Genomic DNA, 23,667 nt, shown 5'->3' with positions numbered 1-23,667 from the left:
ACGGGCCGGATCAGTGGATCGACGTGTCCCCTGCGCTCAGGCGCCACTCGTGGAACACCACGGTGAGACCGGCACGCGACGGCGCCGCGACGAGCGGGCCCGCCGCCGCCTCGGCGGCACCGTCGAACGGGGCGAGGCGCAGCAGTCGCATCGGCTCACCCACCACCCCGCCGCGCACGGTGATGGCGTCCTCGCCGCGGCTGACCCGGATGACCACCCGCTGGCCGCCCCACTTGGGCACCGCGCCGACCGACCAGTCGGAGCGTCGGTCGGTGACGACGGCGCCCGCGCCGAGTTCGCCGTCGCAGTACTCGACGCCGCCCTTGACCCACCGCTCGTCGTCGACCCGCACGTAGATGCCGGCCTGATCGAACTGCTCGGTGAAGTCGGCGGTGAATTCGACCTCCATGGCCGCGCCGACGGGGAGGGGGGCGATGAGTCCGTGCTCGGAGGCGTGCTCGAAACCGTAGGCGGTCCGGAGCCACGCGTCACTGCCTTCGACGGCGGTGACGACGAGGTCGTCGCCGCGATGCGCGACGGCCGCCGGATCGTGCGTCCAGCGCCCTTCGGTCCAGTCGATGCGGCGAGGGGAGATGGAGGTGCTCATGGCTCCATCGTGACACTGTGGCTGTGACCGGCGCTGGGTCCGCGACGGCGACGGATCCGGATCGGCCCCTTCGCCGTGGACGGATCGACGACCCGCCCGCCCTGGGTGATCTCCACCTCGCCCTCGGCCACGAGGCGGCGCGCCGCCCGCCGGGCCGGTTCCATCAGCTCGCGCCACTCCTCGCCGCCGACGGCCTTGGCCGCCTCGGAAGGGCACATCGACGCGGTCGCGGCGCGCGCGGCGAGCGTCTGCCGGATCGACGCCTCCAGTTCACGATCGACCGGAGTCACGCCCCGCCGCCGGCAGGCGTCGGAGCAGTACTTCACCGCATCCCAGTTCGACGCCCACTTGGCCCGATACTCCATGGTGCGTCCGCAGGAGGCGCAGGTCTTCGGATGCCGCGGCTCGGCGGCATCCGTCCGACCCCGTGTGCGACCCATACCTCCATGGTGCCGCGGATCAGAGGGTCAGCGGGCCGGTCGACCCGTCGTCGTCATCGTGATCTCGCGGGCACCCTCCACATCGCGGGCCTCCAGGGCGACCGTCACCGACGAGAACTCGCCGAGGTGCGAGGCGTGGGTTCCGCCGCACGGGATGTGGACGGTCCCCGCCGGGAGTTCGCACACCCAGGCGCGGCGGGACGAGAGCCCGTCGCCCTCCCGCTCGATGCGGACCGCCGCGCCGGCGGCGACCCATTCCGCGAGAAGCATGTTCGCCCGCGAGGCGACGGCGTCGAGATCGTCGAGCGCGGTCGCGACGAATCCCTTCCGCCGGAGCGACTTTCCGATCCGGTAGACGTCGACCGAGCCGCCGGGATGGATGCGGCTCGTCTCGATCGCCAGCGCATCGAAGTTCGGGTTCGCCAGGGCGTCGGGTAGGACGTCCTTGCTCCACGCCCCCGCGAGCGCGGCGTTCAGGGCGAGGGAGGCGAGATGGCAGACGGTGTGCCCGGCCGAGAGAGCGGCGCGATGGTCGGCGTCGACGATCGCGCGGACCTCGGTCCCCGCCGCGGGGCCGTCGCCTTCGACGATGTGCGCCACGACGAAGACCCAGCCCTCCGTGCCGATCCGGACGGGGAGGTCGGAGCCGAGGAGCAGTCGTCCGTCCTGGATGCCACCGACCACCGCATCGACGACGGGGAACGTCATTCCCGCCCCCTGGAGAACCGCGCGATCGGCCGGCTGGTCGGGCCAGGCCGCGGTCACAGGGTGGACGCAGGTGACGTCGAGGAGGACGGCCGAGCGCCCGTCGCCGAGGTCTTCGACGTGCAGCACCCGCCCCGCGCTCGAGGTCGCGCCCGGTGGGTAGGTCACGACGGTGTCGACGTCCGGCAGGCCTGTGGGGGTGGAGAGGGTGTCATCGGGCTCGGGCACGAGCCCACCCTAGACGGCGAGCGCGCGGGTAGATTCGCCCTGTGCGCGCCGTTCTCCTCCATGCTGTCCGCGGCATGCCGACCGTGGTCGACGTTCCCGAGCCCGTGGCACCGGACGGGGGCGTCGTCGTCGAGGTGCGCGCCACCGGCATGTGCCGAAGCGACTGGCACGGGTGGGCGGGTCACGATGACATCGCCTTTCCGCACGTGCCCGGACACGAACTAGCCGGCGTCGTCGCCGAGGTCGGGAAGGGTGTCCGTCGGTTCCGCGTCGGCGACCGCGTGACCGTGCCCTTCGTCTGCGGGTGCGGGACCTGCGAGTGGTGCCGCACCGGCGATGCCCAGGTCTGCCCGCGGCAGCAGCAGCCCGGATTCACCCACTGGGGGTCGTTCGCCGAGAGGGTCTCCCTCCACGCCGCCGACACCAACCTCGTCGCCCTCCCCGACGCGGTGTCGTTCGAGGCTGCCGCGGCCCTGGGCTGTCGATTCGCGACCGCCTTCCGGGCGCTGACCGCCCGTGCCCGCACCGCCCCCGACGAGGGGGTCGCCGTCGTCGGAGCCGGCGGGGTGGGTCTGAGCGCGGTGATGATCGCCGTGGCCCTCGGGGCGCGGGTGATCGCCATCGACACCAACCCGCGTGCACTCGAGGTCGCCGAGCGCCTCGGCGCCACCCACGTCGTCGTGGCGGGGCCGGACCGCCCGGCTGTTCCCGACGTCGTCCATGAGCTGACCGGCGGGGGTGCGCACGTCTCGGTCGACGCCGTCGGGAGCGCACAGACGGCTGCGGACGCGGTGCTGAGCCTTCGCCGTCGCGGACGGCACGTGCAGGTCGGGCTTCTGCCGACCGACGACGGGCGCTCCCCCGTCCCCATGGCGCGCGCGATCGCATGGGAGCTCGACATCCTCGGCAGCCACGGGATGGCGGCGGCGGACTACCCGGCGATGATGGACCTCGTCGCCACCGGACGCCTGCGCCCCGACGAGCTCATCGAGCGCGTGATCGGCCTCGACGAGGCATCCGCTCTCCTCCCCCGCTTCGACACCGCCGCGCCCGCGGGGATGACGATGATCGACCCGCACCTCGCCCTCCCCTAGGATCGCTCCGACGGAGGGGGACGCCGATGACGGCAGGGTACGGACCGGGGTACGGCCAGGGCTATGGACCGGGGTACGCCGCGATGCCGGCTCCGGAGCCGGTGCGCAAGAAGGGCTTCGACATCCTCGGACTCATCGCCGTCATCATCGCGATGATCGGCCTGATGCCGACGCTCTTCGTCTTCCTCATCGGACTCATCCCCGAGATGAACGCGATCTGGTGGCTCCTCGTCGCCCTCATCCCGATGCTGGGCATCGGCGGGGCGCTCGTGCTGCTTCTGGCGATCATCGGGCTCATCGTCGGGATCACCCGCAAGCGCCGCTTCGGCCTCTCGATCGCAGGCATCGTGCTCGGACTCATGATGCTCGTGCCGATCGGGCTGCTGTACTTCAGCTCGACCATGTGATCGGCGGCGCGGGTCTGGCCATCCGCCGCTCGATCACCGCCATCACCGCGGGGGTGCCGACGGCGGGGGCGGCTGCGGGCGCGGCGGTGGAGGGCACCGCGCTCACACGGTGACGAGGACTTTGAGCGCCTCGCGGGCATCCATCGCGGCGTAGCCGGCGGGCACATCGTCGATCGGCATCGTGACGTCGAAGACGCGACCGGGCTCGATCGTCCCGTCGAGCACCTGGGGGATCGTCTGCTCGATGTAGGCGCGGACGGGCGCGGGGCCACCGGTGAGTGTGAGGTTCCGGCCGAAGAGGGAGCGGAAGCCGACGCCGGCCTCCTCGTACTGCGGCACGCCCACCCGCGAGATCACCCCGCCCGTGCGGGCGACCCGGAAGGACTGCTCGTAGGCGGGCATGTGCCCGACCGCCTCAAGCACGGCGTGGGTGCCGAGGCCGTCGGTGATGTCGAGAACGCGCTGCACGCCCTCGTCGCCGCGCTCGGCCACGACGTGGGTCGCGCCCCACTCCACACCGAGGTCGGTGCGGGCGCGATGGCGGCCCATCAGGATGATGGTCTCGGCGCCCATCTGCGCGGCCGCGAGCACGGCGGAGAGGCCGACGGCCCCGTCGCCGACGACCGTGACCGACTGACCGGGGCGCACCCGCGCCATGAAGGCCGCGTGATACCCGGTGAGGTAGACGTCTGACAGGGTGAGGAGCGAGGGGAGCAGCGCCGTGTCCCCCTCGGTCACACCCGGCACCGCGACGAGACTGCCGTCGGCGAGGGGGATGCGGGAGAACTCGGCCTGCAGCCCCGCGGTCTGACGTGTGGCGTAGAACCCGCCGTGCGGGCACGCCGTCTGGAAGCCGTCGCGGCACGTCGGGCAGGTGTTGTCCGACCAGGCGAACGGGGCGATGACGAGGTCGCCCTTCTTCACCGTCGTGACGGCGGCGCCGGTCTCCTCGACGACGCCGAGCAGCTCGTGGCCCATGCTCTGCCCCCGCGAGGACGGCTTCATCGAGTGGTACGGGTGCAGATCGGATCCGCAGATGCACGTGCGGACCGTCCGGACGATCGCGTCGGTCGGCTGCTGGATGACTGGATCGGCGACCTCTTCGACGCGCACGTCACCGGCGCCGTACATGATCGTGGCCTTCATGGTGTTCCCCTCGGTGGATATCGCTCAGCGGAGCGCGTCGAAGGCACCGCGGATGGGTGCGGTGTCGTAGACGATGTGAAGACGCTCGATCAGCCCGGCATCGTCGAGTTCGGCGACATCGACGACGGTGAACGGTGCCGGCTCACCGCTGGCGAGCACCCAGTCGAAGTCGAACCAGAAGCTGAGGATGTCGCGGCCGTCGCGTTTCCCCGTCATGACGCTGCGGAGCGTGAGCCGCGACTGCTCCGTGTCGGCGAACAGGGCAGGGTAGAAGTCCGCCGCCGACCGCTCCCCGTACAGCGGCGAGTGGATGATCGCGTCCGTCGCGAAAAGTCGGAGGATGCGGGTGGTGTCGCCGGCCTCGAGGGAGCTGAGGTACTCGGTGACGATCGACTCTGGTCTCACCCGCTCATCGAATCACAGCACGGACGCGCGCAGTACGCTCAAGCCATGGAGGAGTGGGAGGACGATGCCGCCGCGACGCTCGAACGGCTGAGCGGCTCGCGCATGGCGGATGCGTACGTCGGTGCCATCCGGATCCTCTCGCTCACCCCTTCCACGCAGCGCCGGCGCTACCAGGTCTGCACGATGGAGGTGGCTCTCGAAGCGCCCGAGCTCGAGGGCGAGACCCTTCAGACCGAAGTGGTGCTCGACAAGCGCTACTGGCCCGAGGTCGGCACGGCGCTGCGCGCACGCATCTCGCGGCGGAAACCCCGCATGATCGACGCCGACTGGGAGGCTCTCGCCCGCCGGTGAGCGCGCCGGCGGCGACGCGAGGCTGGGAAACGGCGGAGCAGAGCCGCTGGGGTTGCCGAATCGCGTTGACGGCGCCCGCGCCGACGGGTTCGATCGGTTCATGGGCAGCCCTGCGTCATCCGCCGCCCGACGAACCGTCGGGGCCATCGTCTTCGTGCTGGGGCTGCTCTACACGAGCCTCGTCCTCTGGGTGACCCTCCGCCCGCTGCCGTGGGCGACCGAGGGCTCGGAGGCGCGCTGGGGCATCCTCAACCCCGCCGCCTGGACGGATGAGGCGGCGTGGACCGACGGGCGAAGCCTGGAGATCCTGCTGAACGTGCTCATGTTCGTGCCCATCGGGGTCGCCACCGGGTTGCTGCTCCGCGGCGTGCTGGCGCTGGCTCCCCCACTGCTGCTCACCCTCGGGATCGAGCTCGCTCAGATTCCTCTCGACCGCATCTCCCACCCGCGCGACCTCGTCGCGAACGGGCTGGGCGCCGTCCTGGGGGTTGCGTTGGCCGCCATGATCCGCCGACACCCCGCCTGGCCGAGCCAGATATCGCGTCAGTCGAACGTGTCGGTCCAGGACGCGATGTCGACGCCGTGATTGTCGGGCGACGCGAGCGACCACCACTTCGGCGCGTAAGAGTCGTCGGCCAGTCGCCCGCCGGCCGCGAGCGCGGCATCCACTCGCGCCCGCGCCTGATCGGCGGGCACGAACACGTCGAAATGCGTTCGCCCGCGACCTCGCGCGTCGCCGGTGATCGGGTTGAACGCCAGCGGTGGCCCCGTCCGGAGGGGATCGACGGCGTCGGTGTCGCCCACCGGCTCGTATCCGAGGGCCGCCAGGAAGAACGGGCGGGCATCCACGCTCGAGTGCTGAGCCACGTACATCCCCACGGTCTGCACGAGGGACGGGTCGGCGATGAGACCCCGCGCTACCGCCGCCGCGGAAACCGCCTCGGCGAACGCCGGGGTTCGCGCCGGGATGCCGTCCAGATCGCGGTAGGGCACGCGAACCACGACCGCCTCAGGCCGGAGGTCGACATCGGGCAGGATCCCGAAGGTCTCGGCCGCGGACAGGATGTCGTCGACGAGCGAGGCGGCACTCCGTAGAGACGTGGACCGCCATGCGGCCTGTGGCCCGGTGCTCGTCACCCGCCAATCCGCGACACCCGGCCTTGCGTGGAAAGCCGCCGGAGTGATGGTGGCTGGCGGTTCGCTCCTGTCATCCACGTCGTCTTCTCCCCTCACGTGACATCGCCCGCCGTTTCAGGCCGAGGACGCGCCCACCCTACTCGCCGGCTCGGACGATCTCGCCGCTCCGCGGCATCGACCCCGCGAACCTGATCGGGAGCGGGCGAGCCCGCGCAGGATCGGGGTCGTCCATCGCCTGGATGTGCAGGTGCGGCTCGGTGCTGTTGCCCGAATTACCGCAGCCGGCCACCGTGTCACCGGCGCTCACCTCGGAGCCCGCTGCGACCACGATGCTCGACTCCCGCAGGTGACAGAGGGCGACCACCGTCTCGCCCGCCCGAATCAGGAGGTGGTTGCCTGCCAGCCCCTGCCACCCACCGGCCACGCGTCGCCGCTGCGTCATCGCATACCCGATCGACCGGAAACCGCGGTAGGCGGGATGATCCGGCTCCTCGTCGTGCACGCCGACGACGGTACCGGCGACCGGCGCGAGGATCGGGCGGCCGAATCCGGCGAACACCTCGGCGGCCTCGTCTCGGAAAAGCGATCGGAGGGTGAACGGCGCTGAACGACCGCGAGCATCGACCGGGACGAAGTCGTAGGCGAAGGATGACGCGAATGCGCGCGTCCCATGACTCGGCACCCGATCGGCGGGGCTGTTCCCGACACGCCAGAGACCGCGGAAGGGGTAGGCCAGCTCGAGGACGTCCTCCATCACGCGACAGTAGCCGAGCCGAGCGGGGGGTGTCAGTCCATCCGGTGCGGCGGGCGTCTGGACAGCAGAGCACGCGCTGTCAGGGCTGTTCCCGGGTCGTCGTCGTCGAGAAGGGATGCCAGCGCGTCGGCCGCCTCCGGTCCGGAGACCTCGCCCAGCGCGGCCGCCAGCCGCCGCCGAGCGTGGGCATCCGCGTCGTGGAGCGCGGCGACGAGCGCCTCGACGGCCGGCCCCGCGAGGTCTGAGTCCCGAACGAGACGGGCGAGGACGTCCGCGGCCGCGACATCCTCCGTCCCGCCGCGGATGAGGCCGACCAGGCCCGGGAGGGCCGCCGCGTCTCCGAGCTGTCCGCGGGTCAGGGTGGCCCGTGCGCGCACTCGGGGGTCGCCGCTGTCCACCGCGGCAGCGATCGCCTCCCGCGCGGCGGGGCTGCCGATCTTCTCCAGGGCATCAAGGGCGCGTCGTCGGGGAAGCTCATCCGGCGCGTCCAGCGCTTCGACGAGAGCGGGGAGCGCCGCGTCACCGGTGCGTGAGAGCGCCCACTGCAGCGCTCCTGCCGCATCGGCGTGCGGTTCGCGCAGGAGTGCGGCGACCAGGACCGCAGCATCCTGATCGGTCGCCGCCCCGGTCAGCGCGCTGCGCTGCCGCTGAGACGGTGTCGGACTCTCCAGCGCCCGGAGCAGTCCGACGGTGTGCAGGACGTCGGCCCACGACCGCGGCTGCGTATCGTGCACCGCTTCCAGTCGTGCCACGAGCTCGCGGGTGCGCACGATGTTCTCCTCTGCCTGCGCGATCACCTCCGCGATCACCGCGGCCGGGTCGAACGACGCATCGTCGAGCACCTCCGCGACCTGCGCGAGTGTCAGCCCGAGCGAGCGCAGCGCCTCGATATGGAGCAGACGTTGGATGTCGGCCTCGGTGTACTCGCGGTAGTTGCCCGTCGTCCGGCCGGTCGGAGTCAGAAGCCCGACGCGGTCGTAGTGGCGCAGCATCCGGGTGCTGAGCCCCGACTGCCGCGCCACCTCGCCGATCAGCACGTCTACTCCGTCGAGGGCACGGCGCGGAGCGCCACGATCCGCGTGGCCTCGTGGACGGCGGATTCGAAAGACTCGTCGGGGTTGTCCATGACGGCCAAGGTTGCCAGAGCGTGGGCGCTCACCGCCTCATTCGGAGACAGAGCCCCGTTTTCAACCGCCGCCCGGGCGGGTGCCCCGAGCGCGGCGAACGCGCGACTGAGCCTGCGTTGCGTTTCGCGATCTCCACGACCCAGCTCTGCGGCGAGGGCCGCCGCCAGTGCCGCCTCCCGTCCCGGCGGAACCAGTGCTGCCGCGGTCCGCCAGGCGGCCGCAGCGACCTCGTCGTCGGCGTCGCTGATCAGCGCCGGGGTGATGGCGCCCCAGATGGCGGGGTCGGCGATCTTCGACAGGGTGTGCAGGGCCTGGCTGCGCGCCTGGGCCGCGTCGGATGCGAGCCGCGGAAGGAGCGCCTCGGGGTTGGTGCGCGGTCCTGTCGCACGAGAGCCCAGGTCAGCATGTCGCGGACGAAGAAGTCGGGCTCGACCGCGCAGCGCGCGACCAGCACGTCGATGAATTCCGGGTCGGGGCGAGTTCCCGCCGAGAGGGCCGCCTGCAGCCGATGCGACGCATCGGGAGTCTCGAGGGCCGCGCGCAGTGCGGCAGCGTTCTGCTGTGACGTCGTGTGTGTCATGTGTGACCTCCACACCCCAGTCGACACCTTGTCACTGTGTCAAGGTCAAGCCAGGGTCAAGGTCAAGCCAGGGTCAAGGTCAAGACAGTGTCAAGGTCAAGCGGGGGTGGAGATCACCCCGCCGTCGCGAAGACCGCGTTCCGCCAGGGGTCGTCGAACGCGAGCCCGCGGCCGTCGTCGCGCACGGCGACGCCGTGGTGGCGCAGCCGCTCGCCGAGCTCGCCGAGATCGTCGGCGTCGGGCAGCACGAGATCGACCCGGCCTAGCCCCAGCGCCGGCATGCGGGGCCCCGCGCCGCGGGAGTTCCAGACGTTCATCGCCATGTGATGGTGGTAGCCGCCCGCACTGACGAAGAGAGCCGTCCCGTGCAGGTCGGCGGTGACATCGAAGCCGAGGCCGTCGACGTAGAACGCCCGGGCGGTGGCGATGTCACCCACCGACAGGTGCACGTGACCCACACCCGCGGCGTCATGAGCGGTGGCGCCGGCCGCGGCCTCCTCGGTCAGGTGCTCGCGGAGGAACGCGTTCGGATCGAGGAACAGGGTGGCCATCTCGACCCGCCCGTGCGTCCACGACCACTCGGTGCGGGCCCGGTCCCAATACAGCTCGATGCCGTTGCCCTCGGGGTCGGTGAAGTAGAACGCCTGGCTGACCAGGTGATCGGCGCTCCCGGTGAAAGTCTGCGGAGCCTGCCGCGCCACCGAGTACACCGCGGCGGCGAGCGCCGCCTGCGACTCGAACAGGATGGCGGTGTGGTAGAGCCCGGCAGCGCCCTGCGGCGCGTGACGAAGCTCGGGCGAGTGGACGAGGATGACGATGGGCCGGCCCGCGCGCCCGAGGGTGACGGTGTCGCGCTCGGCCGTCAGCACCTCGAGGGTGACGACATCGCGATAGAAGCGGGTCATGCCGTCGAGATCGCCGACGAGGAGGGTCACCGGGCCCATCGCCGTGTCGTCGGCGAGGTGGGAAGAGGTCGGGCCCGCAGCATCCATGTGGTCATCAACCCCCGCGCGGGGAGCGGTATTCCTGGGGCGGACAGCAATAAACCCATACCGAAACCCCACCCGATGTGTCTACTGTCGTCTCAGGTGCGCAGGTCCCGGTCGCGCACCGCCCACCGAGGCGCTCAATGAAGAGGAGACCCGCATGAAGAAGCTCATCAATGCCCCCGCAACGGTGCTCGCTGACGCGCTGCGAGGGGTGGAGGCCGCCCATCCTGAACTCGAGGTCGACCATGCGAACCGTCTGGTGCTGCGGCCGACGGCCGGCGCAGAAGGTCAGGTCGCGCTCGTCTCCGGCGGCGGTTCGGGACACGAGCCGCTCCACAGCGGCTTCGTCGGCCCGGGCATGCTCGCCGCCGCCTGCGCGGGCGAGATCTTCACCTCCCCCACACCCGACCAGATGCTCGCCGCCGCCCAGAAGGTGAACACCGGCGCCGGCGTGCTCTTCATCGTGAAGAACTACACCGGCGACGTGCTGAACTTCGAGATGGCCGCCGATCTCGCCAAGGACGAGGGGATCGAGACCGCGTCGGTTCTGGTGGCCGACGACGTCGCGGTGGAGGACTCGACCTGGACGGCCGGGCGCCGCGGCATCGGCGGCACGGTGATCGTCGAGAAGGTCGCCGGGGCCGCCGCCGCCGAAGGCCGGCCCCTCGCCGAGGTGGCCGCCGTGGCCGAGAAGGTCTCCAAAGCGAGCCGGTCGATGGGCGTCGCGCTGACCAGCTGCACCGTGCCCTCGGCCGGGAAGCCCAGCTTCGACCTGCCGGAGGACCAGATCGAGATGGGCGTCGGAATCCACGGCGAGCCCGGTCGCACGCGCGTGCCGCTCGCAAGCGCGCACGACATCGCCGAGGAACTCGTCTCCTCGATCACCGCCGACCTCGACTTCACCGGCGGTCCGGTGATCGCCCTGCTCACCGGCCTCGGCGGCACGCCGCTCATCGAGCTCTACGTCGTCTACGCCGAGGTCGCCGAGGCGCTGAAGCAGCGCGGCATCGAGGTCGCCCGCTCGCTCGTCGGCGACTACATCACGAGCCTCGACATGGCCGGGTGCTCCCTGACCCTCACGCAGGCGGACGACGAGACGCTGCGCCTCTGGGACGCTCCCGTGAACACCAGCGGCCTGCGGTGGGGGGCCTGAGATGACGGATGCCGTCACCACCGCCACGCTGCAGAACTGGCTCCGTCGCGCCGCCCAGGCGCTCAGCGAGAACGCCGACTACCTCACTCAGCTCGACTCGGCGATCGGCGACGCCGACCACGGCACCAACATGAACCGGGGGTTCACCGCAGTAACGGCGAAGCTCGATGCGAGCGCGCCCGCCGACATCCCTGCTCTCTTCAAGACCGTCGGGATGACGCTGATCTCGTCGGTCGGCGGCGCGAGCGGGCCGCTCTACGGCACCCTGTTCCTCGAGATGGGCAAGAACTCCCCCGCAGACGGGGAGATGAACGCGGCCGACCTCGAGAAGGCGCTGCGCGCGGGTGTCGCCGGGGTCGTCGCCCGCGGGCACGCCGAGGCCGGCGACAAGACCATGATCGACGCCTTCGAGCCTGCCCTCGAGGCGCTGTCAGCGGCGGTCGCCTCCGGCGGGTCGGCGGCCGAGGCCGTGACCGCGGCCGCGGAGGCCGCGAAGAAGGGATCGGATGCCACGGAGCCGCTCGTCGCACGCAAGGGCCGCGCGTCGTACCTCGGCGAGCGCAGCGCCGGGCACATCGACCCCGGTTCGGTGTCGGCGACCATCCTCCTGCGGACACTCGGTGAGGCGCTGACGGAGTCGGCGGGGTGATCGGCTTCGTCATCGTCTCGCACAGCCGACCGCTCGCCGAGGCTGCGCTCGACCTGGCGATGCAGATGGTGCACGACGAGCCGCCTCCGGTGCGGATCGCGTCGGGCGCTCAGGGCGGGTTCGGCACCGACGCGGCCGCGATCGCGGAGGCGATCGACGAGCTCGCCGGCGCCGACGGCGTGCTCGTCATGACCGACCTGGGGTCGGCGGTGCTGAGCGCCGAGCTCGCACTCGACCTGCGGGAGTCGACCCAGCCCGTGCGCATCAGCGACGGGCCGTTCGTCGAGGGCATGACCGCGGGCATCGTGCGCGCGCTGTCGGGCGGCACGCTCGATGAGGTCGCGACCGAGGCGCGGGGCGCACTGGCCGCGAAGCGGCGCGACGACGCCGATGAGGCGGAGGGCGCGGCGCCGGCGCCGGTTCCCGCAGACTCGCCGGCGTCGCCGACCGGCAGTGTCGCGGCCGAGGAGCCGCTCGTGAACGAGGTCGGCCTGCACTCCCGGCCCGCGGCGACGCTCGTGCGCACCGTGAGGACGTTCACCGCCGACATCCGGATCTCCAACGCCACCTCGGGAGCGGGGCCGGTGAAGGCCAACAGCATGGTCGGCCTCCTCTCCCTGGGAGCGGGGAAGGGCGACGTCCTCCGGATCGAGGCCGAGGGGCCCGACGCGGAGCAGGCGGTCGCGGCACTGCGAGAGCTGGTGCGGGACGGCTTCGGCGAGAACGACTGAGGACCGGGCCACGGGCACTAGCGCGGACTGCGCGGCCGTGACCGCCGGTACGTGCGGCGCTACGGTCTGAGCATGACCTTCGAGATCGGTACGGCGAGCGCCGCCGAGGTGACCATGATGGCCGAGTGGGCCGTGGCCGAGGGGTGGAACCCCGGTGTCACCGACGCGCAGGCCTTCGCCGTCGCCGATCCCCGCGGATTCCTCATCGGCCGGCTCGATGGCGAGCCCGTGACATCCATCTCGGTCATCCGATACGGCGAGGACTTCGGGTTCCTCGGCATGTACATCGCCCGGCCCGACGTACGGGGGCGAGGGTTCGGCCTTCAGACCTGGCAGGCCGGGATGGAGCGGATGGCGGGACGCGTCGTCGCCCTCGACGGCGTCGTCGCGCAGCAGGACAACTACCGGCGCTCGGGGTTCCACCCGGCGTGGACCAACACCCGGTACGAGGGGGCACCGCGACCGGCGCCCGCGCCCGCCGGTGTGCGGATCGTCGACGCCCGCGGCATCCCCTTCGATCGCCTCGCGGCGTACGACCGGCGCTTCTTCGGTGCTCCCCGCGACGCCTTCCTCGCGGCGTGGGTGAGCCTCCCCGCGCGGAGCGCGCGGGTGGCGCTGCGCGGTGAGGACATCGTCGGGTTCGCCGTGCTCCGAGACGCCGCTGCCGCCTCGCGGCTCGGTCCGGTCTTCGCCGACGACGAGGCGATCGCGTCGGCGCTCGTCAGCGCGCTCGCGGAGGACCGCGGCGCGCCCTCGGTCGCCGTCGATGTGCCCGGAGTCAACTCCCGCGCCGTGTCGTGGGCACAGGCGCACAAATGGACGCGGTCCTTCGAGACGGCCCGGATGTACACGGGAGAGCCACCGCGGATCGACACCGACGGCCTGTTCGGCATCACCAGCCTGGAGCTCGGGTGAGGATTCGTGTCAATCGGGATGCCGCGGCACGCCCGCCGGGCGTAGCGTGAGGGTACGACGACGAAGGAGACGATCGTGACCGACAAGCACTCCGATCAGGGCGAGTACACCGACGAAGAGACGCGCGACGGCCGCTTCACGCACCGCGACGGCGAGGTGCCGGGACGGTACGAGGACGCCGAGACGCGCAGCGGCGCGCGGACCGGCGGTGCCGACGAGGTGCCCGGCGAGTACGAGGACGCCGAGGGACGCGGCGGCTCGCACACGCGGCATCCGGACGAGGCCCCCGGCGAGTACACCGACACCGACGAGGGCGGGCACCGCTAGGCGCTCTGTCGCGCGGCGCGCGCGGCGCGCGCGGCGGCGCGCGGCCGCGGGCAGGTCCGCTCCTGCGGCCCTGAGTAGGGTGGGCCCGTGAGCGAGGACAGCACGGCCGGACCCCGATCCGGTGCCGACGGCGAGCCGGCGTTGCCGCAGCATCCGGATGTCGCCCTGGGGCGGACGGCCACCCGCGAGGACATCCATGCCATTCATGGCGTCTTCGCCGCCGCGGACGCCGTCGACCATCCCTCCTGGATCACCCCGCGCGAGGAGGTGGCCGACACCTTCGACCTCCCCCACATCGACCATGCGCGCGACACCCTCATCGGGTTCTCCGAGGACGGCCGCGCCATCCGCTGCCGGCAGCTCGTTCCTCCATCCGTCGCGCAGCGAGAAGCTCAGCGTTCACCTGGCGGGATCGGTCCACCCCGCCTGGCGGCGGCGCGGCATCGGCCGGGAACTGTTCGCGTGGCAGAACGCCCGGGCCGAACGGCAGGTCGCGGAGGCCGCGGCCGGCGCCGAGACGCTCCCGGTCGAACTGAAGACCTACGCCGAGGCCGTGAACGTCGGGCATCAGGCGCTCGCCGCGGCGTTCGGATTCACGGCCGAGCGGTGGTTCGCGACGATGGTGCGCGCGGGATCCGAGGTGCCCGCGGTCGCGGCGCCCGAGGACGTCGAGGTCGTCGCGTACGCGAGCGACCGGCAGGAGGATGCGCGCAAGGCGCGCAACGACGCGTTCCGCGACCATTGGGGAAGCCTGCCGTCCACGACCGAAGGATGGGCGAAATTCGTCGGCAGCGAGTTCTTCAGGGGCGACCTCTCCCGGCTCGTGGTCGACGGCGAGGGGCGGATCCTCGCCTTCTGCCTCGTCACCGTGAACCACGACGACTGGGAGGCCCGCGGGCGGAGCAACGCCTACATCGACCTCATCGGCGTCGTGCGCGATCGGCGCCGGCAGGGTCTCGCGCCGCTCGTCATCGCCCAGGCGCTCCAGGCGATCGCCGACGCCGACATCGACGAGGCGATCCTCGACGTCGACACGGCGAGCTCGACCGGAGCGAACACGCTCTACGAGGGCCTCGGCTTCGTGGCCGAGGAGCGCTCGGTCGCCCTCGTGCGGCGCCCCTAGTGGTGGAAGCCCCCCGCCTCCTCCTCCGACATCGGGACGGTGATCGGGTGGCTGCCGAAGTGGGCGATCACCCCGAGCGTCGGCACGACGCCCGCGCCGGCGCTCGCGCCACTTCCACAGCAGCGCCATCCCACCGAGCATCGCCGCCTCACTCGGCCCGGTCGTCGAGGTGCCCATCGTGTCGGCCGCCTCGGGCGAGTTCCACAGGTCGGCGATGATGTGCACGCAGCGCTCTTCGATCGCGGCCGTCTGCGGGTACTCGTCCTTATCGACCATGTTCTTGTCGATCGAGCGCGCGATGATGTCCTGGATCTGGGGCTCCAGCCACGTCTGGCAGAAGGTCGCGAGGTTCTGGCGCGAGTTGCCGTCGAGCACCAGCTCGTCGACGACGAGCTGGTGCGTGCGGTCGGGCAGATGCTCGTCGTCGGGGATGCGGTACTCCGGCAGGGTGCTCGCGGCGTACGGGGAAGCGAAGATCTCATCCAGCAGTTCATCGCGAAGCGTTGCCCGGCGGTGCAGCACGTGCGTCCTCCTCGCGTCGCCGTCGGTGCGCGGTGCTCGCGGCGAGGGATGACGACGGCCGACCCTTCCGCCATCGTGCCGGTCTTCACAGGCGAGAACCAGGATTGATGGCTTTCTGGCAGGCTGGGGCGGGGCGCGGGGGGACCGACGCTCGGCACGACAGAACTCATACACGCAAGGGGAATCATTCATGGAGATCGCCGGAGTCGTCGGCATCCTGATCATCGTCGGCATCGCGGTCGTCGCCGCGATCGTCATCGGCCTGATCGCGCTGCTGTTCGCACGCAGCTGGATCAAGGTGGCTCGCGCAGACGAGGCGCTGGTCATCTCGGGTCGCAAGCAGAAGGTGCAGAGCACGGTGCTCGCCGCCGACGGCACCAGCTCGTCGGAGATGTCGGAGTCGCCGGTCACGGTGATCGTCAACGGCAAGTCGCTGGTGAACCCGATCACCCAGCGCCACGAGATCATCTCGCTGCGCTCGCGCCAGGTGTCGCTGAACGCCGAGGCGCAGTCGCTCGACAACGTCACGCTGAACGTCGACGGGGTGGCGATCGTGAAGATCGGCTCCGACCCGCTGTTCGTCCGCCGCGCCGCGGAGCGCTTCGCGTCGCAGGACGCCGCGATCGAGCAGTTCACCACCGAGCAGCTCGAGGGTGCCCTGCGAGGCATCGTCGCGACCCTGTCGGTGGTGGAGCTCATGCGCGAGCGCAAGAAGTTCTCCGACCAGATCGCCGCCGACGTCTCGCACGAGCTCGCCGAGCAGGGACTCATCCTTGACTCGTTCCAGATCAAGGGCATCACCGACTCCGTCGGATACATCCAGTCGCTCGGTGCCCCCGAGATCCAGGCCAAGCGCCAGGCGGCCGAGATCGCGCAGACCAACGCCGACCGCGCGATCAACCAGAAGATCATCACCAACCAGGAGGCGAACCTCGTCGAGCAGACCGCGCTCGACACGAACACCGCGAACGCCGCCGCCGGCGTCGGTCGTGCGCGCGCCGAGGCCGAGCAGGCCGAGCAGCTCGCGCGCGCCCAGGCCGAGCAGGCCGTTCTGCAGCAGCAGGCCGAGAACAAGCAGGCCCAGCTCGACGCCGACGTCAAGCGCGTCGCCGACGCGCAGCGGTACGAGGCCGAGACCCGCGCGCAGGCCGAGCTGTACACCCGCGAGCGGGCGGCCGAAGCGGCGGCCATCGAGCAGGTCAAGCAGGCCGAGGCGCGCACGCGTATCGCCGAGCAGCAGGCGCAGGCCGACCGCGCCCGCGCCGCCGGTGAGGCCGCCGCCGCCGAGGCGAAGGCCAACGGTGAGGCCAACGCGCTGCGCGCCCAGGCCGACGCCGAGGCGACCGCGCGTCGCCTGCGCTCGCAGGCCGAGGCCGACGCCATCCGAGCCGAGGGTGAGGCGCGCGCCGCGGCCGTGCAGGCCGAAGCCGAGGCCATCGCCTCGAACCAGGAGGCCCTGCTGTCGCAGCGCACGCTCGAGATTCTGCCCTCGATCATGGCCGAGTTCGCCAAGGGCTACTCCACGATCGGGAACGTGTCGATCATCGGCAGCTCGGGCAACGACGGCGCTTCCGACGTGGTCGGCGGCGACAGCGCCAAGGCGCTGCGCTCGGTCTTCGACAGCGTCGAGTCGGCCACCGGGCTCGACCTCGCCGGCATCATCCAGGGTCAGGCCGTCGGGCGCGGCATCGGGGCGGGGATGGCCGGGGCGGGTGCCCCCGCTGCGGCTCCGGTCGCCACGAGGGAGCGGAAGCCCGCGTCTCGGAAGTCCGGCGCCGACGCATCCGACTCGTCGGGCTCGACGAAGGAGTGAGCCGAGAGCCCGGCGTGACGGCCTCGTAGCGAGGGGTCACGCCGGGCGCAAGGCCCCTCCGGCTCAGGCGTGCGGCGCCTAGCGTCGGAGCATGACCGACACCTTCGCTCCCCGGCACGCCATCGTCACCGCCTCCGATTCCGGCATCGGCGCGGCAACCGCCATCGCCCTCGCCGAGGCGGAGCTGGATGTCGGAATCACCTGGCACTCCGACGAGGAGGGGGCCCAGAAGACCGCCGAAGCGGTGCGGGCGCGCGGCGGGCGAGCGGTGGTGACGCAGTTCGACGCCACCGATCTCGAAGGCGCCGCGAAGGTGATCGACGCCCTCGCCGATGAGCTCGGCGGGGTGGACGTGTTCGTCAACAACGCCGGCGGTGGATCGGGAGGTCCGTTCCTCGATCTCGACGTCGACGCCTGGCGGAAGGATGTGCTGCTCAACCTCGACGGCGCGTTCGTCGGAATGCAGGCCGCGGCGCGACGGATGGTGGCGGCGGGTCGAGGTGGGCGGATCGTCGCCATCACGAGTGTGCACGAGCACCAGCCGCGGGTCGGGAGTGCCGCCTACGTCGCCTCCAAGCACGGCCTGGGCGGCCTCGTGAAGACGATGGCGCAGGAGCTCGGCGAGTACGGCATCACGGTGAACGCCCTCGGTCCCGGGGAGATCGCGACCCCGCTCAACGACATGGACGCCGACGAGGCCGAGAAGACGCATCGCCCCGGCATCCCGCTCGGTCGCCCGGGCCGGCCCGAGGAGATCGCGGCAGTGGCGGCGTTCCTCGCCTCTCCGGCGGCGTCTTATGTCACAGGCGCGAGCTGGGTCGTCGACGGCGGGATGCTGCAGATGGGCCCGCAGGCCGGGTCGCACCTGACGTCCGACGAGTGGCGTCGCGCGGGGAGCTGAGGGTCGGGCTTCAGAGTGCTGCGCCGACGGCGGGGCGGCCGGCCGCCACGGATGACAGGGCGGCGACCGAGGTCCAGCCGTGCGCGCGCATGCGCTCGAACCCGTCGAGCATCAGGTCGAGCGTCACTGTGAACTCGAAATCGTCGTCGCATCCCCGTCCGACGACGTCGCCCGAGTGGGCTGCGCTCGACGCGACGACGGCGAGGCTGGGGAACGCCGCCGCCATCTGGTCGTACATCGCCGCCTGCTGCTCGGGCGACGGAGCCGGCGCCGACGCCGACGCACGCGAGCCGTCGAACAGTTCCTGCGTGAATCCCCACACCCGCCCCCCGAGGGCATGCATGACGTGGTGCGTGAGATCCGGAGAGAAGCCGCCGTCGAGGAAGCCGCGGGCGACCGAGTCGAGATAGCCCAGAACCGGCGGGGTCATCCGGGAGCGGGACTCGATGACCTCGCGCGCCCAGGGATGACGCTGCAGAGCGCGCCGGGCGGAGAGTACGCGATGCCGGACGGTGTCCCTCCAGTCGGCGCCCGTCAAGGGCGGGTCGATCTCGCCCACGATGACCTCGATCATGCCGTCCAGCAGCGCTTCCTTGTCGGCGACGTGCTTGTAGAGCGCCATCGGTGTGACATCCAGTTCCTGTGCGAGCCGGCGCATGCTCAGCGCGTCGATGTCGACCTCGTCCGCGAACGACACGGCCGTCCGCAGCACGCGGTCGCGATTCAGGCGTGGTCGCGGCGGCGCGTTGCGCGTCATGGGTCGTCCCCTCTGAAGGTCGGGCACTCGGTGTTGACAAGTCTACGGCGTACACCTAGATTCGGCACGAAGGTATACGCCGTACACCCCTCGCCCTTCTCGCCGCATGGAAGACCCGAATGATGGCCAAGACCACGCCTCGCCCACCCCGCTCTCGACCGCGTCGCGTGGCGCGCGCAGCCTGGCTCGTGCCGACCGGATTGATACTGCTCGCGCTCGTGCCGATGCTGGCCGGAGCGCTGCGGCTCAGCGAACTGGCCGGAGGAGCCGCGGTCACGTCGGGGAATGCCCGATTCTTCGCATCTCCCGCACCCGTGGTCATCCACATCGTCGCGTCGATCGTGTTCTGTCTGCTCGGAGCGTTCCAGTTCGTCCCGTCGTTGCGCCGACGAAACCGCTGGCACCGGGTGGCCGGCGTCGTGCTCGTTCCGATGGGCATCGCCGCCGCGCTCTCCGGAATGTGGATGGCTGTCGCCTACGACCTCCCCGACCACGACGGCGTCGCACTCGTGTACGTGCGGCTGGTGTTCGGCGCGCTCATGGTCGCGAGCATCGTGCTGGCGGTCCGCGCGATCATGCGGCGGGACCACCGGAGCCATGGCGCATGGATGACTCGGGCCTACGCGCTCGGCCTGGCCGCCGGCACGCAGGCGATCCTGCTCACGGCGATGAGCGTGGTGGTCGACATCGATGATCAGGTCGTGCGGGTCGTCGGGATGACCGGCGCATGGCTGATCAACCTCGGCGTCGCCGAGCTCATCATCCGCCGGCGGCGGGGGGCGCGCCTTTTCACGCCGGCGCGCCCGTCCGGTCGCGGGATGAGGCCCGGCCGAGGGGCATCGACGCCGTTTCGTCCGTCACAGATGCCCGCCTCGAGAGGCGCAGCGCGTGCATCTGCGACGGACGAGCAAGAGGATGACCGCGTCGGATGACCCTTGCCTTGACGCACCGGGCGGCGTACCGTCGTTCTTCCCCGACGGAAGGATGTCGATCATGAGAGCCTACGTACGCTGAAGTACCAAAACGAACCCCCGCCCGATGTCATTGGGCGGGGGTTTCGTCGTCTGGTTGTCGTCAGGCGTCGTCGGGAGAGGCGCCGCGTCCCGGGCCGCGGGGTGGATGCGCGCTCCGGCGCGAGCTCATTCGTCGCAGATGTACGCCTGCGCCCATCGGACACGTGCATTTTCGACGAACGAACCGCGCCGAGCGGGACGATCCGATGACCGCGCGGCTACCTTCACCGCACCATCCGCGCGTCGGTGATCAGCGCGGCGTGGGGATCGGTCTGCTCGACGCCGTCGAAGCGGAACCCGTTGCGCAGGTAGAAGGCGACCGCGCGGGGATTCTCCTTCGCCACCCACAGCATCGCCGGGCCCTCCCCGACGGTCTGATCGAGCAGCGCCTGCCCCGTGCCGGTTCCGTGGTGGTGCGCGAGGACGTAGATCGCGTAGAGGAGCCGGTCGCGCGGCGGTGACTCTCCGCCCTGCCCTTCGCCCGGCCCCATCCAGGCGAAACCGATGATCTCGCCGTCGACCTCCGCGACCCGCACCGTCATGTCGTCCCGTGGGTCCGCGAGAACCTGTCTCCAGAGACGCTGTCGACTGGCGATGTAGGAGGCGGAGAAGAAGTCCGCCGGGAGCAGATGAGAGTAGGTTTCCCGCCAGGCTTGGACATGCACCTCGGCGATCGCTGACGCGTCCCCCGGGTGCGGTGCTCGAATCGTCGCCGTCATGCCTTCATCGTGTCAGGTCCTCGTTTCAGCGCGTTCGACCTGTCAGGGCGTTCGTCGGCTGATCCATCGCTCGACGAGCATGGAGACCCACATTCTCAGGCGCCGGCGAGGGCTCTTCCGAGTGCGTGTCCCGACCCCCACGCGGTGCGGACGGCGGCCCGATCACCCCACGCGTCGCCGCAGGCTGAAAGTCCCGGAGTCCGGAGGAACGGCGCACCGGTCGTGCCCACGGGGCGGGCGAACGTCCAGCGATGAGCGAACGTTTCAGCGGGGTCGGTGTCGATCCGCAGCAGTCGCCGCACGGCGTCCAGCACGGGCGGGATCGCGGTCGCGGGGTCGTCGAGGTGCCTCCGGGCACGCTCGGCTGTCGTGTGTACGACGAGCACGGCCGCGCCGTCGCCCCGACGGTCGCCATCATCGGCGATGAACGACACGTCCGGGTCCGCGTCGACGAACGCGCCGTGCAGATCGCTCGGCCAGTGCCGGCTGTCCCACCGCAGGGCCAGAGCGATGACGGGCTCCCACTCGATGTCGCCTCCCGGAGCAGCGGTGAGGAGTCGCGCAGCCTGCGGGCCCGGCATGGCGAGAACGACCTCGCCTGCGTCGTGGCCGTCCACGCGATACGGATCGACGCGCTCGACGGTGTGCTCGGTGCGCACCTCGAGACCTTCCGCGAGATCGACAGCGAGTGATCGCAATCCCCGCGGTGCGGCCCAGCGCACCGGTCCCTTCTTGATCGTCTGTTCACCGTCGGCGTCGATGACGGCGAAAGTATCCGTCCACGGGCGGGCGAGGCCCCGATCCGCCCATCCGGCGACAACGTCATCGAAGTCCGAATCGTCCGAGACGAAATAGGACGCACCGAGATCGACCGGGCGTCCCCAGAGGGTTCGGCTCGCGAGGCGCCCGCCGACGCGACGGCCGCGATCGAGAACACGAACCGACAAGCCGCCGGCCTGCACCGCTCTGGCGCAGGCAAGCCCGGAGATACCGCCGCCGACCACCGTCACGTCCACTCCCATACCTAAATCCTCGTGGGTCTGCGGTGCCGGTCGGGCCGAAAGGAAGAGCGGATGCGACGATGTGTCAATGACCGCTGACACGACCGCCCCGCGATCAACCAGCCGCTGGACGACACGCGTCCTTCAGCCGGTGATCCTGCTGGTCATCATGTGGATCATCAGGGTCTTGGATGCGGTGCTTCCCGGAACGTGGATTCAGGCCTTCGGCATCGAGTCGTGGGCACCCGATGGCCTCGACGGCATCCTTCTGGCTCACGGCCTGCACAGCGGCTGGCCGCACCTGCTCGCGAACACGATCCCGTTCCTCGTTCTCGGGGTGCTCGTCGCCCTCGACGGCGTCGGGCGGTTCTGGGCGGTGACCGCCATTGTCGGGGTGATCGCTGGTTCGGGAACGTGGATTTTCAACGCTCCGGGCACCATCACCGTGGGAGCGTCCGGCCTGGTCTTCGGGTATTTCGGCTACCTGGTGGTCCGGGCTTTCGTGGCGAAGTCGCTGGGCCATGGCATCCTCTATGCGTTGATAGCCCTGACGGTGGTCGCCATCTACGGCGGCAGCATGCTCGCCGGTATCTTCAACGCCGCAAGCGGCGTCTCCTGGCAGGCGCACCTCTTCGGTGCGATCGGGGGCGCGATCGCCGCGCTCGTCCTTCGCCCCGCGCGCTCACGCGGCCGGTCGACAGTGCCGGAGCCACAGCCACGAATCGGCTGATGCGCTGTGGGATCGGTCCGCTGCAGCATCAGGTCGCGCGAAATGGACGACGTGAGGGGGAAGCTGCTGTAGGTTCCCGGTCAAGGTGGCGGAGAACTCGGGGATTCCACGCTAATTGGCAGCAGTTTCGTCAGCAGGATTCCGCGCGAAATGGCAGATCCCTACATAAGAGTAGGAAGTCCACTTAGACTTGACATCCGCCGCCGTCCGATCGCCCGCGCGATCATCCTCCCGTGCTGGGGATGAACGCGCGGTTCATGACTGGTATCCGAGCACCGTGGTCATGCCGGTCTCGGCGTGGTAGATGTTGTGGCAGTGCGCGACCCACTGGCCGGGGTTGTCGGCGTCGAAGTCGACTGTCAGGGTCTGGCCCGGGAGGATGATGGAGGTGTCCTTCCGGGGGCCGCCGTTCGCGTGCTGGTAGGTGTGGCCGTGCAGGTGGAACGGATGCCACATCTCGGTGTCATTGCGGATCCGCAACTGCACCCGCTCCCCCATACTGATCGCGTGCGCGTCCCGCAACGGGTCGTTCATGTCGAACCGGCGCCCATTGATCCCCCAGTCGTACGCCTCCATCCCCCCGGTCAGCGCGAGGTGCACGACCCGGTCGGGGGATGCCTGGTGCAGGGTGACGGAGGCGGTCGCGCTCAGTCCGGCAGCGGTGCCGACCCTGCCGGTGCCGAGCTCGGCGACGGGGACGTCGCTGGCCGGAGCCGTGCCAGCGGCGGTGCGAACGAGCGCGAACGCGCGATCCTGCTTGCCTTCCGCGTCGGCGACGACAGGGAACACCCCATCGTCCAGGGTGACCTGCAGGTCGTAGCGTTCGCCCATCCCGATCAGGACACTGTCGACCTCGACAGGATCCACCGGGAACCCGTCGGTGTGGGTGATCGTCAGGGTGTGGCCGCCGATCGCGAACCGGAACGCGGTGTCGCTGCCGGCGTTGATGACACGGATCCGCACCCGGGCACCAGGAGTGCCGGTGAATTGGGCGGGGTCGGCTTTGGGTTTGCCGTTGATGAGGTAGTGCGGGTAGTAGACGTCGCCGGCGTCGCCGCCGAGCAGGTCGGAGGTGGCGCCCATCAGCAGGTTCCCCATCCGCATGAACATGTCGCCCATCCCGCCCATGTCTCCCATGCCCTTCGAGAGGTCGGTGAGGACCTGGTCCGGGGTGGCGGTGACGCCGTCGAGCCAGTCGTCGAGGATCAGCACCCATTTGTCGCGCGTCAGACTATGTGGCAGGGGTAGTTAGTTGCTGAGGCAGCGCCCCTATTGGAAGGTCTGAGAATTATGAGTCGTCCACCGACGATCCCGGCGGAAAAGAAGATCCGCATCGTGTTGTC

At 70.7% G+C, this 23,667-nt stretch carries 28 protein-coding genes and 1 pseudogene; 14 read left to right on the top strand and 15 right to left on the bottom strand.

Features of this window, described 5'->3' with window-relative positions; genetic code table 11:
- Positions 1-10: 10 nt before the first annotated feature.
- From MA875_RS00145 to MA875_RS00135, 3 genes are read right to left on the bottom strand one after another with little or no spacing between them, the layout of a single operon-like run.
- The gene (locus MA875_RS00145; RefSeq protein ID WP_248239464.1) at positions 11-607 is read right to left on the bottom strand and encodes a DUF1349 domain-containing protein; all 597 of its coding nucleotides are present in this window, start codon (positions 605-607) and stop codon (positions 11-13) included.
- Positions 604-1,047: a DUF2256 and DUF3253 domain-containing protein gene (locus MA875_RS00140; RefSeq protein WP_248239462.1), complete on the bottom strand. Its 444-nt coding sequence runs from the start codon at positions 1,045-1,047 to the stop codon at positions 604-606. The genes MA875_RS00145 and MA875_RS00140 overlap by 4 nt, the downstream gene beginning before the upstream one ends.
- Positions 1,048-1,074: 27 nt before the next feature.
- On the bottom strand, positions 1,075-1,980 hold the full coding sequence (locus tag MA875_RS00135; protein ID WP_248239460.1) for an alanyl-tRNA editing protein: 906 nt from the start codon (positions 1,978-1,980) through the stop codon (positions 1,075-1,077).
- A 41-nt stretch (positions 1,981-2,021) separates the two neighbouring features.
- Here MA875_RS00135 and MA875_RS00130 point away from each other — a divergent pair, with 41 nt between their 5' ends.
- Together MA875_RS00130 and MA875_RS00125 are read left to right on the top strand one after the other, a co-directional pair.
- Positions 2,022-3,074, top strand: coding sequence for a zinc-dependent alcohol dehydrogenase family protein (locus tag MA875_RS00130; protein ID WP_248239459.1), 1,053 nt, complete (start codon positions 2,022-2,024; stop codon positions 3,072-3,074).
- Positions 3,075-3,100: 26 nt separating this feature from the next.
- Positions 3,101-3,481 carry a hypothetical protein gene (locus MA875_RS00125; RefSeq protein WP_248239458.1) on the top strand — a complete coding sequence of 127 codons (381 nt, stop codon included), beginning with the start codon at positions 3,101-3,103 and terminating at the stop codon, positions 3,479-3,481.
- Between the two features lie 102 nt (positions 3,482-3,583).
- On the opposite strand, the gene MA875_RS00120 is transcribed toward MA875_RS00125, so the two are convergent.
- Together MA875_RS00120 and MA875_RS00115 are read right to left on the bottom strand one after the other, a co-directional pair.
- Complete coding sequence (locus MA875_RS00120) at positions 3,584-4,627, bottom strand: zinc-binding dehydrogenase (RefSeq protein ID WP_248239457.1); 1,044 nt, start codon at positions 4,625-4,627, stop codon at positions 3,584-3,586.
- 24 nt (positions 4,628-4,651) lie between these two features.
- A complete protein-coding gene (locus MA875_RS00115; protein ID WP_248239456.1) occupies positions 4,652-5,032 on the bottom strand; it encodes a nuclear transport factor 2 family protein in 381 nt (126 codons plus the stop codon).
- A gap of 45 nt (positions 5,033-5,077) precedes the next feature.
- On the opposite strand from MA875_RS00115, the gene MA875_RS00110 reads away from it, so the two are divergent.
- Both MA875_RS00110 and MA875_RS00105 read left to right on the top strand, forming a co-directional pair.
- Positions 5,078-5,383 carry a hypothetical protein gene (locus MA875_RS00110; protein ID WP_248239455.1) on the top strand — a complete coding sequence of 102 codons (306 nt, stop codon included), beginning with the start codon at positions 5,078-5,080 and terminating at the stop codon, positions 5,381-5,383.
- 100 nt (positions 5,384-5,483) lie between these two features.
- A complete protein-coding gene (locus MA875_RS00105) occupies positions 5,484-5,969 on the top strand; it encodes a VanZ family protein (protein ID WP_248239453.1) in 486 nt (161 codons plus the stop codon).
- Here the strand turns inward: MA875_RS00105 and MA875_RS17690 are convergent.
- From MA875_RS17690 to MA875_RS00080, 5 genes are all read right to left on the bottom strand, one after another.
- Positions 5,927-6,520, bottom strand: a complete 594-nt coding sequence (locus MA875_RS17690) for a VOC family protein (RefSeq protein ID WP_248239450.1) — start codon at positions 6,518-6,520, stop codon at positions 5,927-5,929. The two genes, MA875_RS00105 and MA875_RS17690, sit on opposite strands and share 43 nt — an antisense overlap.
- A 136-nt stretch (positions 6,521-6,656) precedes the next feature.
- Entirely contained in the window at positions 6,657-7,274 is a 618-nt protein-coding gene (locus tag MA875_RS00095; RefSeq protein ID WP_248239448.1) for a M23 family metallopeptidase, read from the bottom strand.
- Between the two features lie 32 nt (positions 7,275-7,306).
- A complete protein-coding gene (locus tag MA875_RS00090; protein ID WP_248239446.1) occupies positions 7,307-8,311 on the bottom strand; it encodes a MerR family transcriptional regulator in 1,005 nt (334 codons plus the stop codon).
- 337 nt (positions 8,312-8,648) lie between these two features.
- Positions 8,649-8,981 (bottom strand): HEAT repeat domain-containing protein, encoded by a 333-nt coding sequence (locus MA875_RS17685; RefSeq protein ID WP_308221483.1) that lies wholly within the window; start codon positions 8,979-8,981, stop codon positions 8,649-8,651.
- 113 nt (positions 8,982-9,094) lie between these two features.
- Positions 9,095-9,973 (bottom strand): VOC family protein, encoded by an 879-nt coding sequence (locus MA875_RS00080; RefSeq protein WP_248239444.1) that lies wholly within the window; start codon positions 9,971-9,973, stop codon positions 9,095-9,097.
- A gap of 154 nt (positions 9,974-10,127) precedes the next feature.
- Between MA875_RS00080 and dhaK the strand changes: the two genes are divergently transcribed.
- From dhaK to MA875_RS00050, 6 genes are all read left to right on the top strand, one after another.
- On the top strand, positions 10,128-11,123 hold the full coding sequence (gene dhaK / locus MA875_RS00075) for a dihydroxyacetone kinase subunit DhaK (RefSeq protein WP_248239443.1): 996 nt from the start codon (positions 10,128-10,130) through the stop codon (positions 11,121-11,123).
- Position 11,124: 1 nt separating this feature from the next.
- On the top strand, positions 11,125-11,772 hold the full coding sequence (dhaL, locus tag MA875_RS00070) for a dihydroxyacetone kinase subunit DhaL (protein WP_248239440.1): 648 nt from the start codon (positions 11,125-11,127) through the stop codon (positions 11,770-11,772).
- Complete coding sequence (locus tag MA875_RS17680) at positions 11,769-12,503, top strand: HPr family phosphocarrier protein (protein WP_248239438.1); 735 nt, start codon at positions 11,769-11,771, stop codon at positions 12,501-12,503. Before dhaL ends, MA875_RS17680 begins: the two co-directional genes overlap by 4 nt.
- 72 nt (positions 12,504-12,575) lie before the next feature.
- Positions 12,576-13,418, top strand: a complete 843-nt coding sequence (locus MA875_RS00060; RefSeq protein ID WP_248239437.1) for a GNAT family N-acetyltransferase — start codon at positions 12,576-12,578, stop codon at positions 13,416-13,418.
- Positions 13,419-13,493: 75 nt separating this feature from the next.
- Positions 13,494-13,745 carry a hypothetical protein gene (locus MA875_RS00055; RefSeq protein ID WP_248239435.1) on the top strand — a complete coding sequence of 84 codons (252 nt, stop codon included), beginning with the start codon at positions 13,494-13,496 and terminating at the stop codon, positions 13,743-13,745.
- Between the two features lie 301 nt (positions 13,746-14,046).
- Entirely contained in the window at positions 14,047-14,868 is an 822-nt protein-coding gene (locus MA875_RS00050; RefSeq protein WP_248239434.1) for a GNAT family N-acetyltransferase, read from the top strand.
- Positions 14,869-15,015: 147 nt separating this feature from the next.
- Here MA875_RS00050 and MA875_RS00045 read toward each other — a convergent pair.
- A pseudogene (locus MA875_RS00045) lies at positions 15,016-15,582 on the bottom strand (pyridoxal-dependent decarboxylase); the annotation flags it as partial.
- Between MA875_RS00045 and MA875_RS00040 the strand changes: the two are divergent.
- Both MA875_RS00040 and MA875_RS00035 read left to right on the top strand, forming a co-directional pair.
- Positions 15,581-17,203 carry an SPFH domain-containing protein gene (locus MA875_RS00040; protein WP_248239431.1) on the top strand — a complete coding sequence of 541 codons (1,623 nt, stop codon included), beginning with the start codon at positions 15,581-15,583 and terminating at the stop codon, positions 17,201-17,203. The pseudogene MA875_RS00045 and the gene MA875_RS00040 sit on opposite strands and share 2 nt — an antisense overlap.
- 91 nt (positions 17,204-17,294) lie before the next feature.
- Complete coding sequence (locus MA875_RS00035) at positions 17,295-18,104, top strand: SDR family oxidoreductase (RefSeq protein ID WP_248239430.1); 810 nt, start codon at positions 17,295-17,297, stop codon at positions 18,102-18,104.
- 10 nt (positions 18,105-18,114) lie between these two features.
- Here the strand turns inward: MA875_RS00035 and MA875_RS00030 are convergent, their stop codons facing one another.
- Positions 18,115-18,861 carry a TetR/AcrR family transcriptional regulator C-terminal domain-containing protein gene (locus tag MA875_RS00030; RefSeq protein WP_248239428.1) on the bottom strand — a complete coding sequence of 249 codons (747 nt, stop codon included), beginning with the start codon at positions 18,859-18,861 and terminating at the stop codon, positions 18,115-18,117.
- Positions 18,862-19,028: 167 nt separating this feature from the next.
- On the opposite strand from MA875_RS00030, the gene MA875_RS00025 reads away from it, so the two are divergent.
- Positions 19,029-19,793, top strand: coding sequence for a DUF2306 domain-containing protein (locus tag MA875_RS00025; protein ID WP_248239427.1), 765 nt, complete (start codon positions 19,029-19,031; stop codon positions 19,791-19,793).
- 305 nt (positions 19,794-20,098) lie between these two features.
- On the opposite strand, the gene MA875_RS00020 is transcribed toward MA875_RS00025, so the two are convergent.
- A complete protein-coding gene (locus tag MA875_RS00020; RefSeq protein ID WP_248239425.1) occupies positions 20,099-20,593 on the bottom strand; it encodes a GNAT family N-acetyltransferase in 495 nt (164 codons plus the stop codon).
- Between the two features lie 95 nt (positions 20,594-20,688).
- Entirely contained in the window at positions 20,689-21,615 is a 927-nt protein-coding gene (locus MA875_RS00015) for an NAD(P)/FAD-dependent oxidoreductase (protein ID WP_248239423.1), read from the bottom strand.
- Between the two features lie 67 nt (positions 21,616-21,682).
- Between MA875_RS00015 and MA875_RS00010 the strand changes: the two genes are divergently transcribed.
- The gene (locus MA875_RS00010; RefSeq protein ID WP_248239422.1) at positions 21,683-22,324 is read left to right on the top strand and encodes a rhomboid family intramembrane serine protease; all 642 of its coding nucleotides are present in this window, start codon (positions 21,683-21,685) and stop codon (positions 22,322-22,324) included.
- A gap of 255 nt (positions 22,325-22,579) precedes the next feature.
- Here MA875_RS00010 and MA875_RS00005 read toward each other — a convergent pair whose 3' ends face one another.
- Positions 22,580-23,536 carry a multicopper oxidase family protein gene (locus tag MA875_RS00005; RefSeq protein WP_248239421.1) on the bottom strand — a complete coding sequence of 319 codons (957 nt, stop codon included), beginning with the start codon at positions 23,534-23,536 and terminating at the stop codon, positions 22,580-22,582.
- Positions 23,537-23,667 lie beyond the last annotated feature (131 nt).

The sequence above is a fragment of the Microbacterium kunmingense genome (genome assembly GCF_023155745.1).
Taxonomy (GTDB): Bacteria; Actinomycetota; Actinomycetes; order Actinomycetales; family Microbacteriaceae; genus Microbacterium; species Microbacterium kunmingense.
This window is presented reverse-complemented; position numbering and strand designations above follow the sequence as displayed.

Bases quoted from the DNA above. Each gene is read 5' to 3' on its own strand.
- MA875_RS00145 (WP_248239464.1), bottom strand. From the start codon at position 607: ATGAGCACCTCCATCTCCCCTCGCCGCATCGACTGGACCGAAGGGCGC.
- MA875_RS00140 (WP_248239462.1), bottom strand. From the start codon at position 1,047: ATGGGTCGCACACGGGGTCGGACGGATGCCGCCGAGCCGCGGCATCCG.
- MA875_RS00125 (WP_248239458.1), top strand. From the start codon at position 3,101: ATGACGGCAGGGTACGGACCGGGGTACGGCCAGGGCTATGGACCGGGG.
- MA875_RS00120 (WP_248239457.1), bottom strand. From the start codon at position 4,627: ATGAAGGCCACGATCATGTACGGCGCCGGTGACGTGCGCGTCGAAGAG.
- MA875_RS00110 (WP_248239455.1), top strand. From the start codon at position 5,078: ATGGAGGAGTGGGAGGACGATGCCGCCGCGACGCTCGAACGGCTGAGC.
- MA875_RS00105 (WP_248239453.1), top strand. From the start codon at position 5,484: ATGGGCAGCCCTGCGTCATCCGCCGCCCGACGAACCGTCGGGGCCATC.
- MA875_RS00095 (WP_248239448.1), bottom strand. From the start codon at position 7,274: ATGGAGGACGTCCTCGAGCTGGCCTACCCCTTCCGCGGTCTCTGGCGT.
- MA875_RS17685 (WP_308221483.1), bottom strand. From the start codon at position 8,981: ATGACACACACGACGTCACAGCAGAACGCTGCCGCACTGCGCGCGGCC.
- MA875_RS00080 (WP_248239444.1), bottom strand. From the start codon at position 9,973: ATGGATGCTGCGGGCCCGACCTCTTCCCACCTCGCCGACGACACGGCG.
- dhaK (WP_248239443.1), top strand. From the start codon at position 10,128: ATGAAGAAGCTCATCAATGCCCCCGCAACGGTGCTCGCTGACGCGCTG.
- dhaL (WP_248239440.1), top strand. From the start codon at position 11,125: ATGACGGATGCCGTCACCACCGCCACGCTGCAGAACTGGCTCCGTCGC.
- MA875_RS00060 (WP_248239437.1), top strand. From the start codon at position 12,576: ATGACCTTCGAGATCGGTACGGCGAGCGCCGCCGAGGTGACCATGATG.
- MA875_RS00050 (WP_248239434.1), top strand. From the start codon at position 14,047: ATGCGCGCGACACCCTCATCGGGTTCTCCGAGGACGGCCGCGCCATCC.
- MA875_RS00040 (WP_248239431.1), top strand. From the start codon at position 15,581: ATGGAGATCGCCGGAGTCGTCGGCATCCTGATCATCGTCGGCATCGCG.
- MA875_RS00035 (WP_248239430.1), top strand. From the start codon at position 17,295: ATGACCGACACCTTCGCTCCCCGGCACGCCATCGTCACCGCCTCCGAT.
- MA875_RS00030 (WP_248239428.1), bottom strand. From the start codon at position 18,861: ATGACGCGCAACGCGCCGCCGCGACCACGCCTGAATCGCGACCGCGTG.
- MA875_RS00020 (WP_248239425.1), bottom strand. From the start codon at position 20,593: ATGACGGCGACGATTCGAGCACCGCACCCGGGGGACGCGTCAGCGATC.
- MA875_RS00015 (WP_248239423.1), bottom strand. From the start codon at position 21,615: ATGGGAGTGGACGTGACGGTGGTCGGCGGCGGTATCTCCGGGCTTGCC.
- MA875_RS00010 (WP_248239422.1), top strand. From the start codon at position 21,683: ATGACCGCTGACACGACCGCCCCGCGATCAACCAGCCGCTGGACGACA.